The organism is Methylophilus medardicus, assembly GCF_006363955.1.
Lineage (GTDB): Bacteria > Pseudomonadota > Gammaproteobacteria > Burkholderiales > Methylophilaceae > Methylophilus > Methylophilus medardensis.
This window is the reverse complement of record NZ_CP040948.1, coordinates 447,641-461,848: the sequence shown is the minus strand read 5'-3', so window position 1 is coordinate 461,848 and position 14,208 is coordinate 447,641. Positions and strand designations below refer to the sequence as shown.

General features: G+C 50.1%; 15 protein-coding genes. 10 read left to right on the top strand and 5 right to left on the bottom strand.

Annotated elements, in window-relative coordinates:
- Window positions 1–71: 71 nt before the first annotated feature.
- Window positions 72–1,073, bottom strand: a complete 1,002-nt coding sequence (gene gap / locus FIT99_RS02265; protein WP_140002521.1) for a type I glyceraldehyde-3-phosphate dehydrogenase — start codon at window positions 1,071–1,073, stop codon at window positions 72–74.
- Between the two features lie 164 nt (window positions 1,074–1,237).
- On the opposite strand from gap, the gene msrA reads away from it, so the two are divergent.
- Entirely contained in the window at window positions 1,238–1,753 is a 516-nt protein-coding gene (gene msrA, locus FIT99_RS02260) for a peptide-methionine (S)-S-oxide reductase MsrA (RefSeq protein ID WP_140002520.1), read from the top strand.
- Between the two features lie 12 nt (window positions 1,754–1,765).
- Here msrA and FIT99_RS02255 read toward each other — a convergent pair whose 3' ends face one another.
- Complete coding sequence (locus FIT99_RS02255) at window positions 1,766–2,314, bottom strand: RNA pyrophosphohydrolase (protein ID WP_140002518.1); 549 nt, start codon at window positions 2,312–2,314, stop codon at window positions 1,766–1,768.
- Between the two features lie 149 nt (window positions 2,315–2,463).
- Window positions 2,464–3,192 (bottom strand): hypothetical protein, encoded by a 729-nt coding sequence (locus FIT99_RS02250; protein ID WP_140002516.1) that lies wholly within the window; start codon window positions 3,190–3,192, stop codon window positions 2,464–2,466.
- A gap of 231 nt (window positions 3,193–3,423) precedes the next feature.
- On the opposite strand from FIT99_RS02250, the gene FIT99_RS02245 reads away from it, so the two are divergent.
- The 8 genes from FIT99_RS02245 to folE2 all read left to right on the top strand — a co-directional run bounded on the left by FIT99_RS02245 (window position 3,424) and on the right by folE2 (window position 10,609).
- Window positions 3,424–4,431, top strand: coding sequence for a beta-propeller fold lactonase family protein (locus FIT99_RS02245; RefSeq protein WP_140002514.1), 1,008 nt, complete (start codon window positions 3,424–3,426; stop codon window positions 4,429–4,431).
- 135 nt (window positions 4,432–4,566) lie between these two features.
- On the top strand, window positions 4,567–5,112 hold the full coding sequence (locus tag FIT99_RS02240) for an SRPBCC family protein (RefSeq protein WP_140002512.1): 546 nt from the start codon (window positions 4,567–4,569) through the stop codon (window positions 5,110–5,112).
- A gap of 415 nt (window positions 5,113–5,527) precedes the next feature.
- Window positions 5,528–5,905, top strand: coding sequence for a pilin (locus tag FIT99_RS12565; protein ID WP_396652218.1), 378 nt, complete (start codon window positions 5,528–5,530; stop codon window positions 5,903–5,905).
- Between the two features lie 105 nt (window positions 5,906–6,010).
- The gene (locus FIT99_RS02230) at window positions 6,011–6,661 is read left to right on the top strand and encodes an alpha/beta hydrolase (RefSeq protein WP_140002510.1); all 651 of its coding nucleotides are present in this window, start codon (window positions 6,011–6,013) and stop codon (window positions 6,659–6,661) included.
- An 81-nt stretch (window positions 6,662–6,742) separates the two neighbouring features.
- Window positions 6,743–6,988 (top strand): exodeoxyribonuclease VII small subunit, encoded by a 246-nt coding sequence (xseB, locus tag FIT99_RS02225; RefSeq protein WP_140002508.1) that lies wholly within the window; start codon window positions 6,743–6,745, stop codon window positions 6,986–6,988.
- A 27-nt stretch (window positions 6,989–7,015) separates the two neighbouring features.
- Window positions 7,016–7,906, top strand: coding sequence for a polyprenyl synthetase family protein (locus FIT99_RS02220; RefSeq protein WP_140002506.1), 891 nt, complete (start codon window positions 7,016–7,018; stop codon window positions 7,904–7,906).
- A gap of 2 nt (window positions 7,907–7,908) precedes the next feature.
- Complete coding sequence (gene dxs, locus FIT99_RS02215; protein ID WP_140002504.1) at window positions 7,909–9,753, top strand: 1-deoxy-D-xylulose-5-phosphate synthase; 1,845 nt, start codon at window positions 7,909–7,911, stop codon at window positions 9,751–9,753.
- Between the two features lie 49 nt (window positions 9,754–9,802).
- Window positions 9,803–10,609 carry a GTP cyclohydrolase FolE2 gene (gene folE2 / locus FIT99_RS02210; RefSeq protein WP_140002502.1) on the top strand — a complete coding sequence of 269 codons (807 nt, stop codon included), beginning with the start codon at window positions 9,803–9,805 and terminating at the stop codon, window positions 10,607–10,609.
- A 63-nt stretch (window positions 10,610–10,672) separates the two neighbouring features.
- Here the strand turns inward: folE2 and FIT99_RS02205 are convergent, their stop codons facing one another.
- Window positions 10,673–11,845, bottom strand: a complete 1,173-nt coding sequence (locus FIT99_RS02205; protein WP_140002500.1) for an MFS transporter — start codon at window positions 11,843–11,845, stop codon at window positions 10,673–10,675.
- Between the two features lie 57 nt (window positions 11,846–11,902).
- Entirely contained in the window at window positions 11,903–12,994 is a 1,092-nt protein-coding gene (aroC, locus tag FIT99_RS02200) for a chorismate synthase (protein WP_140002498.1), read from the bottom strand.
- A gap of 121 nt (window positions 12,995–13,115) precedes the next feature.
- Here aroC and corA point away from each other — a divergent pair, with 121 nt between their 5' ends.
- The gene (gene corA, locus FIT99_RS02195; RefSeq protein ID WP_140002496.1) at window positions 13,116–14,207 is read left to right on the top strand and encodes a magnesium/cobalt transporter CorA; all 1,092 of its coding nucleotides are present in this window, start codon (window positions 13,116–13,118) and stop codon (window positions 14,205–14,207) included.
- The last annotated feature ends 1 nt before the right edge of the window (window position 14,208 follow it).

The following is a 14,208-nucleotide window of genomic DNA, read 5'->3' as shown; positions in this document are numbered from 1 at the left end:
TTGAATATAAACTGATAAGGATAAAATTGTCAGTGACAAAAGCAAACGGGGCGTAAAGCCCCGTCAATCAATTAAGCAATATGTTGCACCAAGCGCAGCAGGTTGCAGGTATACCCGTATTCATTGTCGTACCAACCGATCACCTTGACAAAGGTTGGGTCCAACATGATGCCTGCATCCGCATCAAACACACTGGCTGCGGCACTACTGCGAAAGTCGCTGGAAACGACTTTTTCATTGGTATATTCGAGCACGTCCTTCAAATCCCCAGCCGCGGCTTGTTGCATGGCAGCGCAGATGGCTTCGTAAGTTGTTTCAGTCGACAGCTCTACGGTTAAATCGACCACAGACACATCAGCAGATGGCACACGCATCGCCATGCCCGTTAATTTTTTATTCAGCGAAGGAATCACTTTGCCCACGGCCTTGGCTGCACCCGTGATCGAAGGAATAATGTTTTCGAAGACGCTGCGGCCACCGCGCCAGTCTTTTTTGGAGGTGCCATCCACCGTCAGTTGCGAAGCCGTTGCCGCATGAATGGTCGTCATCAAACCGCGTTTAATCCCAAAGCTGTCATGCAAGACTTTTACCAAAGGCGCCAAGCCGTTGGTGGTACAAGAAGCGGCTGAAATGATCGCTTGGCCCGCGTATTCGGTGTGGTTAACGCCAAATACAAACATCGGCGTATCGTCTTTGCCAGGGGCGGATTGCACCACTTTTTTGGCGCCACCGTTTAGATGCGGTTGGCAATTGTCTTGGGTCAAAAATGCCCCGGTTGACTCAATGATGATATCCGCACCGCCGATACGCCAGTCAATCTTACTCGGGTCACGCTCTGCGGTGAGGTGAATGCGCTTGCCATTCACCACCAACGCACCTTGATCAGCCTCGACCTTGGCATTAAAACGGCCATGTACTGAGTCATATTTGAGCAGATACATCATATATTCAACATCATATGAACTATTAATCGCCACAACTTCGATATTGCTGAACTCTGACTGCTCAACTACCGCACGCAACGCCATGCGGCCAATGCGCCCAAACCCGTTAATGCCTACCTTGACTGACATATGCTCCCCAACATTGCTTAGAACTAAAATGCAGCATTTTAACCTAAACCACCTATACTGGACAGATTGTAAGTGTTTGATTTGATACACCACAACCTTCTAAAGCCACGCTCAACTGGCGGCAATTGCTTGCCAGCACTTAGATTAGATCGAAAGTAGGATTTATGCACGACAACATTATTCTCGCCGGCGGCTGTTTTTGGGGCATGCAGGACTTGTTTCGACGCTTACCCGGCGTCACTGCGACCCGTGTCGGTTACACCGGCGGTGAAATTGCCAATGCCACTTATCGTGATCACGGCAACCACGCTGAGGCCATAGCAATAGACTTTGACGCAACACAGATTAGCTTACGGCAATTGCTGGTGTTTTTTTTCCAAATCCACGATCCAACCACAGTCAATCGCCAAGGCAATGACTTAGGACCGTCTTATCGCTCAGCGATCTATTATGCGCAAGCCGCACAAAAAGCGGTTGCAGAACAATTGATTGCCGAAATGAATGCCACGGATATTTGGCCGGGGAAAATCGTGACAGAAATCACGCCAGCCAGTGAATTTTGGCTGGCTGAACCAGAGCATCAGGATTATCTCGTGCGGTATCCCAACGGTTACACCTGCCATGGTTTGCGCCCAGATTGGATTTTGCCGCAAGACCGCGCAACCGCAATTTGGCTCTAAGCGAGTTGCCCGCTATTCAGGTGTAACGGCTGGGGGCAACTTGGCTGCCGGGGCGGGTTTGCGCGGTTTGCCACCGTTGCGCCTGCCCGCATGGTGCAAAAACGTGGCCAGCTCATTCAGCGCCAACTGATATACCTCACGCTTAAACTCAATCACATCTTCAAGTGGCACCCAATACTCACTCCAGCGCCAGGCATCAAACTCTGGATGCTCAGTGGCGCGTAAAGACACATCCGAATCGCGTCCGGTCAAACGCAACAAGAACCAAATTTGCTTTTGGCCTTTATAGCTACCGCGCCATTCGCGCTTGATCCAGCTTGTCGGGACTTCATAACGCAACCAGTCACGAGTGCGACCGAGAATTTTGACGTGCTCGGGCTTGAGGCCCACCTCTTCCATCAGCTCACGATACATGGCTTGTTCCGGCGTTTCACCATATTTGATGCCACCTTGCGGAAACTGCCAAGCATGCTCTCTGATGCGCTTGCCCCAGAACACTTGGTTGTGTGCATTGCAGAGCACAATGCCAACGTTCGGACGGTATCCATCACGATCTAACATAAAAAACTGCCTTCAATATTTCTAGCAATTTTTTCACACTTTGCGCTTTAATGAAAGGAGAACCAGCACGCTGATACGATAAAGCCACCTGCGCTGGATACAAAAAAAAGCTCACTTGCAGTGAGCTTTTTTTCAGCGTACGAAATTGCTTAGGATCTAGCGCGACGTGCTGCCAAACCACCCATGATCAACAAACCAGCAAACATCATGGCAGAAGTATGTGCTTCTGGCACTGGCGTCACAACCATGCTCACAAAGGTGTAGTCAGATTGGTTATCACAGCGGTTTCCGCAACTTGAGGCTGGAAAGCCTTTCGACGCGGTAAACACGATGCTGTCTACAGAACGTGTACCAAATGGGTTATTGATTTGCCATGCACCTGTACCACCGTTCACAGCACCGCTACCGATAGAGATCACTGAACCCTCGCCTGTCCATGAAGCAGTGTGCACGCCAGTCGCTGTCAAATAATAGTTAGCAGTGCCGCCGTCAGCGTAGTTTACTAACATTTTTGCCACTTCTTTAACGTCGCTATACTCTGGGCCATCAAACAACAAAGCCAAATTCAAAGAGTAAACAATTACTTCTTTTGAGAAAGAACCGGTCAAGCTTTCACCGATATCAATTTCACCAGCGGTTCTACCGCCAGAAATACCCACACCAGTGATACCGTCTTGTGATTTTTTCTGAAACGCGCTGCTACCTGTGAAAGTGGCTACGGTGCCATCTGAGAAAGTCGTTGCGTAGCTTGACTGACCATTGACAAAATCGCTACCAGTGACGGTGCCTGTGGTGGTAACCGCATACGCTGAATGCGTAATGGCCAACAAAGAAAACGACAACAGCAGCTTCAAACCCGCGTAAAATGTGTTTTTCATCTTGATTCCCTTATTTAATAGACAATTGTGGTTTTAAACTTTGATTGCATTGTATGTCAGTCGATTGCTTAAATAAAATAGTCCGTTTGGGTCATATGACAATAAATTGTTTTTTTTCATATATTTACAAATAATTTGTGCATTTCCCACAATGCATTTATGGCTATACAATCAACATCGCTGTCAACTGGTTTCGCCCCTATTCGTTTGATACCCGTGAGCAATTTTGCAATGCCCTTTAAAGCACCGAGGTTCAGCCACTTTCTGCCGTTAACGCGTCATGGCACAGCTACCAGAATATGGTGGGCATGGTTAGCCTCTGCAACTTTTAGTCTGGCGTCCCATGCAGGCAATCTAGCGTATGTCACCAATCAGGGCAGCGACACCGTCTCGGTGCTCGATACGCAGCTTAAACAAATCACACACACCATTGAGGTAGGCAAAGCCCCAGTGGGGGTGGCCATTGCAGCCAAACAGCAGCGCGTCTACATTAGCAACGCCAATAGCCAAAGCGTGTCAGTCATCAACAGTGAGACGCAGCAAAAAATATTAGAGATTCCCGTGCATGTGCAAGCAGTCGGGATCACGCTGAGCCGCGATGAACGCATCTTGTATGTTGCCGATTGGGGAGGTGAACAAGTAATTGCGATCGATACGGCCCACCCAGAGAAGCAACAAGCGTTTAAAGCGGGCAAAACCCCCTCCGGCATGTTGGTCAGTGCAAACAACAAAAAACTGTTCATCGCCAACCGTGACAGCAACGATGTGACGGTTGTTGACACTGTTACGCTGAAAAGACTGGCGCAAGTACCCGTAGGACTGCACCCTTTTGCGCTCAATTTGAGCCCAGATGGTCGGACGCTGTTTGTCGTCAACGTTGTCAGCAACAGCTTAACGCTTCTTGATACCGACACCTACCAATCGAGCACCATCCGCACGGGCCAACACCCTTACGGCGTCGCCATCAGCCCAGACAGCCGCTGGGCTTATGTGACGAATAATCACGCCGAAAGCGTATCGGTGATTGATTTGAATACCAGCAAAACAGTAAAAACCATTGCCGTCGGTGAGTTTCCTGAGGGTATTGAATACGATAAAGCGACGCAACAAGTGGTGGTGGCAAACTGGGGCTCAGATACCATCACGCTGATCGACGCGCGGACCAATACGGTGACGAGCACCCTTGCTAGCCCAAAACTTTGCCGCGCCTTTGGTCAATTTATCCTAGAGGCCAAATAAAATGTGCTTTTTTCACCCGATGCGCCATGAACTTGTCGCAAAGAATGTTTTTTTTAGGTAAAGTCTCGGGTTATTTTAAAACCTATAGACCGCATCGTTCCCGTTTTAAAGTCTGTCAATATCAGGAGAAATGTAATGAAAAAAATTTTTGGCATAATTGCTGTTTCTTTATTGCCGCTGATTCCACTCACTGCCGCGGCCCATGGCGCAGCTGCGCTACGCTTTGAAAAAACCGTGACCATTAAGGCGGCCCCAGCAAAAGTGTGGGCATTGCTCAAAGACTTTGGCAACGTTCAAGCCTGGCATGCTGGCGTTGAATCCACCACCGTGGAGCAGAAAAAAGACGAAAACGGCGACGATGCCACTTACCGCACCGTTAAACTCAAAAACGGCGGTGTCATGTTTGAAAAACTGCGCTCAATTGACGACGCGGGCATGCGCTTAAAGTACGAATACATCCTCGAAAAAAGCACATTACAACTGGCTAACTTTTATCCGACAATCACCGTCACTGCGAGTGGTAGCGACACCATCGTCAGCATCAAAGGTAGCTACACCCGTGCCGACTCATCCAACATTCCAAAGCCTGAACAAAACGACGACGCTGCGACAAAAGCCGTCAACGATTTTTTTGACCCAGGTCTCGAAAGCCTGAAAAAGGTCGCCGAATCGGGAAAGTAATCAGCCAGGGTTCTGGAAAGCGCACGCAAGGCAACAGTAAACCCTGGTGGAAATTCTGGTAAGTCTTACGCTGTAAAATACGTTTTTTTGCAAATGTAGTTTTTGGTCAAAAGCTAAAAGCTAACACCCAATGAAGGGATTGTGTACCACACAATCCCTTTTTTGCATTCTGCACCCCACCCTCGCCTGACCAAAAACATCACTCAGATTGACCAAAAGTGACGCGCACTGTCACTTTACGTCAGCCAGCGGGTGAATGCCTTATCGACAAAACATTGAAATCAATTCAATGAAACAAGGCATATAACCCCCTTAATTCATATTGATCAATAAGTTATCCGCAAAAATACAATAGCTGGCACACCTGTTGCTTAATGGTTACCGAACACTGTTGGAAAAGCAGTGAAGTAAACAGATGATGTTCACTTTAAACTTTACACAAAAGGAAAACATGATGAAAAAACACGTACAACAAGGCTTTACCCTGATTGAATTGATGATCGTTGTGGCGATTATCGGTATTTTGGCTTCTGTCGCAATTCCGGCTTACACAGATTATGTCCAAGAGGCCCACAACGGCGCATGCCTCGAAGAAGCAAGTGCTCATGCGAAACGTACCTACGCACAAATCGTGCTGGGTAACACCGCAAACCTTCCAGCATACGCTGGCACAAATTGCACAGTTACTACAGCTGCTGCCGCACTAACAGACACTGCAGTCTATGCTCCAGTTGGCGGCACTGCTGGTAAAAGTTACTCCTGCAGCATGGCAAACGCTGGTTCATGTATTTAATTGCTAAAAACATAAAAAAACCTGCTGAGAAGCAGGTTTTTTTATGCGTATTCTATGTAGAAAATTTGATAAAATTTACAGACTAAATCGATCGGATGATTTATTTTGTTAAAAACTGTGATTAGCAACCCTCAAGCACAAAAATCCGCAATTATTTGGCTACACGGCCTAGGCGCCGACGGCCATGACTTTGAGCCTGTGGTTCAGATGCTCAATCTCCCGCATATTAAATTCATACTCCCCCACGCACCTTATCGGCCAGTCACCCTCAATAACGGCTACGAAATGCGCGCCTGGTATGACATTTTTGGGCTAGCTTCTGAGAGTCAACAAGACGAAGCGGGCATTAAAAGCATGCAGCAAGAGATCAACAGCATGATTGAAGCCGAAATTGCGGATGGCGTGCCTGCACAGCGCATTTTACTGGCAGGATTTTCGCAAGGTGGCGCAATGGCGTTACATACGGCGACGCGTTTTAATCAGTCATTAGCGGGCGTATTAGCGCTCTCGACTTATTTACCGTTAAAAAACCAGTTGGTTGCCGAGCAACATGTGAGCAATCAACAGTGTCCGATCTGGATGGCGCATGGCAGACAAGATGGTGTGATCACCTTGGCGACCGCACAGTCTTCGCGCGCGGCGTTGGAGGCGGCGGGTTACGCGGTGGAATGGCATGAGTATGAAATGGCCCACAGTGTGTGTGAGGCAGAGATTGACGATATCCGCCAGTTCTTGCTACGCGTTTTACCAGCGTAACGACACTTGTTGCGTTGAGAATAATCCCGCAAGCCAAGGGAGTTTTGTTAAAATAGTCTGCGTTTAAACAGGCTAAATTTCATGACCGCTTCCAAAAAGTCACCCGCCGCGGTGAATGACCCACAAACCTTTGCCGAGCGTCTGGCCGCCTTGGAGTCCATTGTCAAAAGCATGGAATCAGGTGAGCTCCCGCTTGAAAGCGCGCTCACAGCCTACACTGAGGGCATGCAGTTGCTACAAGCCTGTCAGGCCTCATTACAGCAAGCTGAGCAAACGGTCATGATCTTGAATCAGCAACAGCAACTCACCCCGTTTGAGGCCAATTAGCACCGTGCTCCTTTGACGGCATTATTCATGACGCATCCTCCTTTTGTTTTTGATCAATGGGCAAATGCCCATCAACAGCGTATTGAGCAAGTACTGGCGCAAACACTGCCAGCCGAGACGGTGTTACCGGAGCGTTTGCACGCGGCTATGCGTTATGCGGTGCTGGGTGGCGGCAAGCGCGTGCGTGCACTGCTGAGCTATGCCGCTGCTGAATTGGCAGAAACCACCCTCGAGCGTGCAGATGCCGCAGCGGCGGCGGTAGAACTCATTCACGCTTTTTCGTTGGTGCATGATGATATGCCCTGTATGGATGACGATGATCTGCGCCGTGGTAAACCCAGTTGCCATAAGCAATATGATGATGCAACGGCCTTGCTGGTGGGCGATGCGCTGCAAAGCTTGGCGTTTGAGTGTCTGGTGGATACTGGGGCGCCTCAGGCTCTAAAACAGGTGCAAGTGCTGGCAAACGCCACCGGCTCGCGCGGGATGTGCGGTGGTCAAAGCATCGATTTGCAAAGTACAGGCAAACGCTTGTCGCGCAGTGCACTTGAAACCATGCATCAGTACAAAACAGGCGCCTTGATTGAGGCCGCGGCGTTACTCGGCGCCTTTGCCGCAAATGAGACGGCGCCGCAACTAATTAACACCTTGATGCAATATAGCCAGCACATGGGGCTGGCTTTTCAGGTGGTGGATGATATTCTGGATGCAACCGCAGATACGCAAACCTTAGGCAAAACGGCAGGCAAAGATGCGCTGCAGGATAAATCCACCTATGTCAGCCTGCTGGGGCTTGATGAGGCCAAATCGCTCGTGAGCCACTTGCACACGCAAACCCTAGCCCTGCTCGCAGCCTTTGGGGCCCAAGCCGACCCCCTTAGAGGCATTGCCAGATTTATTTGTGAGCGACCATTTTAATCATGACTTCCTTGCTGTCTCGTATTCAATCGCCCACAGATTTACGCCAACTAGAGCGGGCACAACTAAAAGTGCTCGCCGCAGAACTGCGTGCATTCTTGATCCAAAGCGTTTCGCAAACGGGAGGGCATCTGGCCTCCAACCTTGGCGTGGTCGAGCTTACCATTGCGTTGCACTACGTTTACAACACGCCAGATGATCGGCTCGTGTGGGATGTGGGTCACCAAACCTATCCGCATAAAATTCTGACCGGTCGCCGTGAAGCCATGGCTAACCTGCGTAAAGCGGGCGGCATTGCTGGTTTCCCCAAGCGCGATGAGAGCGAATACGATACCTTTGGCACCGGACACTCCAGCACCTCTATTTCAGCGGCACTGGGGATGGCGGTCGCTGCAAAAACACTGGGCTCAAATCGCCGCAGTGTGGCGATTATCGGTGACGGTGCGATGACTGCGGGCATGGCATTTGAAGCATTAAACAATGCAGGCGATATGGACACCAATCTGCTGGTGATTCTCAACGACAACGACATGAGCATTTCAAACAATGTCGGCGCGTTGAATAACTATCTGGCACGACTCATGTCAGGCAAGTTGTATGACAGTGTGCGCCGCAGCGGAAAAAAAGTGCTCGACATCATGCCGCCGGTCAAAGAGTTCGCCCGACGCGCAGAAGAACACGCCAAAGGCATGGTCACCCCGGGCACCCTATTTGAAGAATTCGGGTTTAACTACATTGGCCCGATTGATGGTCATGACATTGATACGCTGACCGACACCCTCAGCAACATTCGTCAGTTGCAAGGCCCGCAGTTTTTGCATGTGGTCACGCAAAAGGGTAAGGGCTACAGCCCAGCCGAAGATAATCCGAATAAATATCATGGGGTCAGCAAGTTTGATCCGCAAAACGGCCATAGCCTCAGCCAGAGCGACCGCCCGAGTTACACGCAAATCTTTGGTGATTGGCTGGTCGATATGGCGGCGGCTGATGACAAACTAATCGGCATCACGCCCGCCATGTGTGATGGCTCTGGCCTCAACCGCTTTGCTGAGGCATATCCGCAACGCTATTTTGACGTGGGCATCGCGGAGCAACACGCGCTGACGTTTGCCGCAGGGATGGCGTGTGATGGCCTGAAACCAGTGGTGGCCATTTACTCGACCTTTTTGCAACGCGCTTATGACCAACTCATCCATGACATTGCGCTGCAAGATTTAGATGTATTGTTGGCGATTGATCGCGCTGGCTTAGTCGGTGCCGATGGCCCGACCCATGCTGGCAGCTTCGACTTGAGTTTTTTACGTTGCATCCCCAATATCGTTATCATGGCGCCTGCTGATGAGAACGAATGTCGGCAGATGCTGAGCACAGGCTATCAATACAAAGGCACCGCAGCCGTGCGCTATCCACGTGGCAGTGGCATCGGCGCAACCATCACACCAACGCTTGAAACGTTGGCGATCGGCAAGGCTGAACACAAGCGTGAGGGCAAAACCGTTGCGATTTTGGCTTTTGGGAGTCGGGTGCAGCCCGCCATGCAGGCGGCAGAAGTGCTCAATGCCAGCGTAGTGAATATGCGCTTCATCAAACCACTCGATGAGGCCATGGTGCTTGAAATGGCGCGCAGCCACGACTATTTAGTCACCGTTGAAGAAAACGCTTTGATGGGTGGCGCAGGTGCGGCAGTCATGGAGTGTTTGCAAGCGCATGTTTTACACAAACCGGTACGTTGTTTGGGTTTGCCAGATGAATTTATCGAGCATGGCAACCACGAAACTATGCTGGCTGAATGTGGTCTAGATACTGAAGGTATCATTAATGCTATTGAGAAATTAATTTCCGAGTAGTAAACTCAACTATTAACCAACAGGCGAGATTTTCCGCCATGGAACGCTAATGAATCAACCCGTGATCCCAACGACGATTGAAGACGTGCAGAATACGCCGGATGTGCGCAGACTGGACATCAATAAAGTCGGCATTAAATCTATTCGTCATCCAGTCATTGTTAAAGACAAATCTGGTGGTGAACAGCACACTGTTGCCTTGTTTGATATGTACGTGCATCTACCGCACAACTTCAAGGGCACGCACATGTCTCGCTTTGTCGAGATCCTAAACATGAACGAGCATGCCATTTCAATCGACTCCTTTGAGACGATTTTGCGCCAAATGGTCGAGCGCCTCGAAGCCGAGTCTGGGTATGTTGAAATGCGTTTCCCTTATTTCATCAATAAAGCGGCGCCGGTATCTGGTGTCAAAAGTCTGCTTGATTACGAAGTGACTTTTATTGGCGAGATTAAAAATGGTAAGTTCGAAATCACGGTGCAAGTGATGGTGCCTGTGACAAGCCTGTGTCCATGCAGCAAAAAAATCTCTGACTACGGTGCCCATAATCAGCGCTCACACGTGACCGTCACCGCATTATTAAACGAATTTATGTGGCTAGAAGACCTCATCACGTTGATTGAAGACCAAGCGTCTTGCCAACTTTATGGCTTGCTCAAACGTCCTGATGAAAAATATGTCACAGAGCGTGCCTACGACAATCCGAAATTTGTGGAAGACATGGTCCGTGATGTGGCTGCACAATTAAACGATGAAAAACGCATCGTCAAATATGTGGTGGAGTCTGAAAACTTCGAGTCGATTCACAACCACAGCGCGTATGCTTTGATTGAGCGCGATAAGCGCGTCAACTAACAACGTTCAAGCAATAAAAAAGCCCGCATGCGGGCTTTTTATTGGGTGTAACACTGCCACCGCTCAATGACTAAACATGCCCCGACGTGCGTATGGCTGTGATAAATGCAACCCTGCGGCCACAATGATGGCACCCAGCAGCGGAAAGATCGCCGCCAAGGTAAACGTGAGCTGCCCGCCCAGATACTGCAAGGCGAATCCACCCAGCAACCCGCCCAAGGCGCCGCCAATGCCATAGGCGACACTGTTATAAATAGCCTGGCCCTTCGCCTGATGACGTCCATTAAAATACTGTGTGACCACCTCAACGGACGCGGCATGAAAACTGCCAAACGTGAACGCATGCATGGTCTGCGCAAGCAACAAAAGCCAAAGGTTATCCGGCACCAAACCCATCATACTAAAACGTACAACACCGATCAGCAGGCTCACTAGCAAAATGGTTTTGAGTTTAAAACGCGCCATAATCCACGGCATTTTCATAAAAATACCAATCTCACAGATCACCCCTAAAGACCATAACCAGCCGATCATGCCTTTGCTGTAGCCGTGCTCCGCCAGATAGATCGAATAAAAGTTATACATCAACCCATGTGCGGTCACCATCATGGCACAACCAATCAGCAACGAGAGCACCGCGGGCTGCTTGAGGATCTGCCAGACGGAAAAGTCATCATGCGGGTGCGGCGGCACATGCGCCTCCGGCAACTTCCAAGTCAGTGCAAACAGGATGCATTGCACTAGCAAAATAAACCAAAGCAAACTGGCAATACCAAACCAGTCGGTCAAGTATCCAAGCAAGATAGAAGCAAAAATGAAGCCCCATGAGCCCCACAACCGAATTTTGCTGTAATGGCCATTGGTGCTTGCCAAATGCGCCAGCACCAATGACTCGGAGAGCGGTAAGGTGGAGCTGGTAAATAAACTCAGCGCGATCATCACGACAAACATGCTGCTGAAATCGTGCGCCCAAAAGATGGCGATGAAGCCAAGTAAACCCAGAAACGCCGTGGTGCGTATCCAACGCACGCGCTGGCCGGTATGGTCTGCCAACCAGCCCCAAAGATTGGGTGCAACAATCCGACTTAACTGAAACAACGACATCAAAACGCCAATATCAGCTGGCGAAAAGGACTCTGCGGTGAGATACAGCCCCCAATAAGGGACAAACGCACCGACAAAAAAGTAGTAGATAAAATAGAAGCGCGAGAGATTGAAATGTAAGGCGTGGCTCATGAGTATCTCGCGCGTAGATCAAGTGCACCCGGACGGATGCCCGGGTGAATGAGGGGCTTAAAGATTGCGGAGATCCGAATGCACATCGGCATTCTGACCACGATGGCGTAAAGCATGATCCATCAGCACCAGAGCCAGCATGGCTTCAACAATCGGCGTCGCGCGGATGCCGACGCAAGGATCGTGACGACCTGTCGTTTGCATTAACACCGGTTCCCCTGCCTGATTGATCGAGTGGCGTTGTTGTGGAATGCTGGAGGTCGGCTTAAACGCGACGTTGACGACAATCGCTTGGCCACTAGAAATACCGCCCAAAATACCGCCTGCGTGATTGGTCGCAAAGCCCTCAGGCGTTAATTCATCACTGTGCACACTGCCACGCTGCGCCACAGACGCAAAGCCCGCGCCAATTTCAATGCCTTTTACCGCGTTGATGCCCATCATGGCATGCGCGATATCGGCATCGAGACGGTCAAACACCGGCTCGCCTAAACCGACGGGCACATTTTCTGCCACCACTGTGATTTGCGCACCGACTGAATCACGTTCGCTGCGGATCTGATCCATGTAAGCCTCAAGTTGCGGCAAAATTTCAACATTGGGTGAAAAAAACGCGTTGCCCTCCACCGCCAAGGCGTCCCAGTTTACAAATGGAATTTTAATGTCACCAAGTTGACTCAGATAGCCCCGAACTTGCACACCATATTGTTGCTTGAGCCACTTTTTAGCAATCGCACCCGCCGCCACACGCACAGCGGTTTCGCGCGCACTAGAGCGACCACCACCCCGATAATCGCGGATGCCATATTTTTGGCTATAGGTGTAATCCGCATGGCCTGGGCGGAAAGTATCCATGATCTTGCTGTAATCTTGCGAACGCTGGTCGGTATTCCGAATCAGCAAACCAATCGGGGTCCCTGTCGTTTTCCCCTCAAACACGCCAGACAGAATCTCCACTTCGTCGGCTTCTGCACGCTGGGTCACATGGCGCGAGGTGCCCGGTTTGCGGCGATCAAGATCTACCTGCAAATCGGCAGCGCTGAGTTCGAGCCCTGGCGGGCATCCATCGACAATCCCGCCAATGCCAGGGCCGTGTGACTCGCCAAACGAGGTCAAGGTAAACAAGGTGCCAATGGTATTGCCAGACATGCGTAGCTCTCAATCAATAATTTTCTTTATTTTAGCATAGAGTCCCCGCCGCGCCCGCCAACGGGTTGATTTCCAGCGCATGAACGCTTATGCTAAAACGGCCTTTAGACATGGATTAATGATGGCCAGACGTAAACATTCGCATCGCAAACACAGATTATTGGGCAACAATACCGCAGAAGCTATCGTAGCGGTTGAGGGCGCGACATCTCCCAGTGCCACGATCCACAAGATTTGCTACAACGATCAGGACATCTTGTCGCAGCAACTGACCCTGAAAGAGATCACAGATTGGCAGGCGCCCCCTGCGCATGTTGCTTGGATCAATGTGCATGGGGTACTTGATATTGCGCTACTACAAGCGGTCGCACGGCGCTTCAAACTGCATCCACTGGTGCTAGACGACATCCTAAATACTGAACAACGCCCAAAATTAGATATTTACCCGGATTATCTGTTTTTGGAGACGCGGCTGTTTTACTACGATAGCGAAAGCATGAGTGTCAGCTCTGAACAAATCAGCATGGCACTCGGCCGCGAGTGGTTACTGACTTTTCAAGAAAGGCCTTCCGGAAGTTTTGAACCCGTGCGTGAACGCCTGCGTCAAGGTCAGCTTTTAATCCGACAAAGTGGGCCAGATTATTTGTGTTATGCGCTTCTCGACAGTCTAATGGAGCGCTACTTTCAAGTACTGGAGGCCATTAATGAGGATGCCGAGCGGCTTGAAAACCATCTGCTCAACCATCCGAGCCCAGAAGATTTACAGAATATTCACCGCCTCAAGCATGTCACGATACAGCTGCGGCGGGCGGTATGGCCATTGCGTGAAGTCCTCAACAGCTTGATTCGCAATGAACATGGGTTTTTCAGTGCCCAAACCCTGCCCTACCTGCGTGATTTGTATGACCATACCGTTCATTTCACAGAATCCTTAGAGGCTATTCGCGACACGCTGAGCGGCTTGATGGACATTTACATGACCAGCCTCAGTCAGCGGGTCAATCTTGAAGTGCGTGCATTGACAGTGGTCGCGATGCTGTTCATGCCAGCCACGCTGATCGCTGGGATTTTTGGCATGAATTTCAATGAAATGCCTTGGCTAAAGGACCCGCAAGGATTTTGGTGGGCCATTCTCATGATGCTGGGGATTGCAGTCGCCATGTTGCTCGTGTTTTGGCGGCGACAATGGTTAAGTAGTCGAAGAGAAGCTTAGC

Bases quoted from the DNA above. Each gene is read 5' to 3' on its own strand.
- gap (WP_140002521.1), bottom strand. From the start codon at position 1,073: ATGTCAGTCAAGGTAGGCATTAACGGGTTTGGGCGCATTGGCCGCATG.
- FIT99_RS12565 (WP_396652218.1), top strand. From the start codon at position 5,528: ATGATGTTCACTTTAAACTTTACACAAAAGGAAAACATGATGAAAAAA.
- FIT99_RS02220 (WP_140002506.1), top strand. From the start codon at position 7,016: ATGACGCATCCTCCTTTTGTTTTTGATCAATGGGCAAATGCCCATCAA.
- aroC (WP_140002498.1), bottom strand. From the start codon at position 12,994: ATGTCTGGCAATACCATTGGCACCTTGTTTACCTTGACCTCGTTTGGC.
- FIT99_RS02255 (WP_140002518.1), bottom strand. From the start codon at position 2,314: ATGTTAGATCGTGATGGATACCGTCCGAACGTTGGCATTGTGCTCTGC.
- FIT99_RS02205 (WP_140002500.1), bottom strand. From the start codon at position 11,845: ATGAGCCACGCCTTACATTTCAATCTCTCGCGCTTCTATTTTATCTAC.
- FIT99_RS02240 (WP_140002512.1), top strand. From the start codon at position 4,567: ATGAAAAAAATTTTTGGCATAATTGCTGTTTCTTTATTGCCGCTGATT.
- FIT99_RS02245 (WP_140002514.1), top strand. From the start codon at position 3,424: ATGCCCTTTAAAGCACCGAGGTTCAGCCACTTTCTGCCGTTAACGCGT.
- dxs (WP_140002504.1), top strand. From the start codon at position 7,909: ATGACTTCCTTGCTGTCTCGTATTCAATCGCCCACAGATTTACGCCAA.
- corA (WP_140002496.1), top strand. From the start codon at position 13,116: ATGGCCAGACGTAAACATTCGCATCGCAAACACAGATTATTGGGCAAC.
- xseB (WP_140002508.1), top strand. From the start codon at position 6,743: ATGACCGCTTCCAAAAAGTCACCCGCCGCGGTGAATGACCCACAAACC.
- folE2 (WP_140002502.1), top strand. From the start codon at position 9,803: ATGAATCAACCCGTGATCCCAACGACGATTGAAGACGTGCAGAATACG.
- msrA (WP_140002520.1), top strand. From the start codon at position 1,238: ATGCACGACAACATTATTCTCGCCGGCGGCTGTTTTTGGGGCATGCAG.
- FIT99_RS02250 (WP_140002516.1), bottom strand. From the start codon at position 3,192: ATGAAAAACACATTTTACGCGGGTTTGAAGCTGCTGTTGTCGTTTTCT.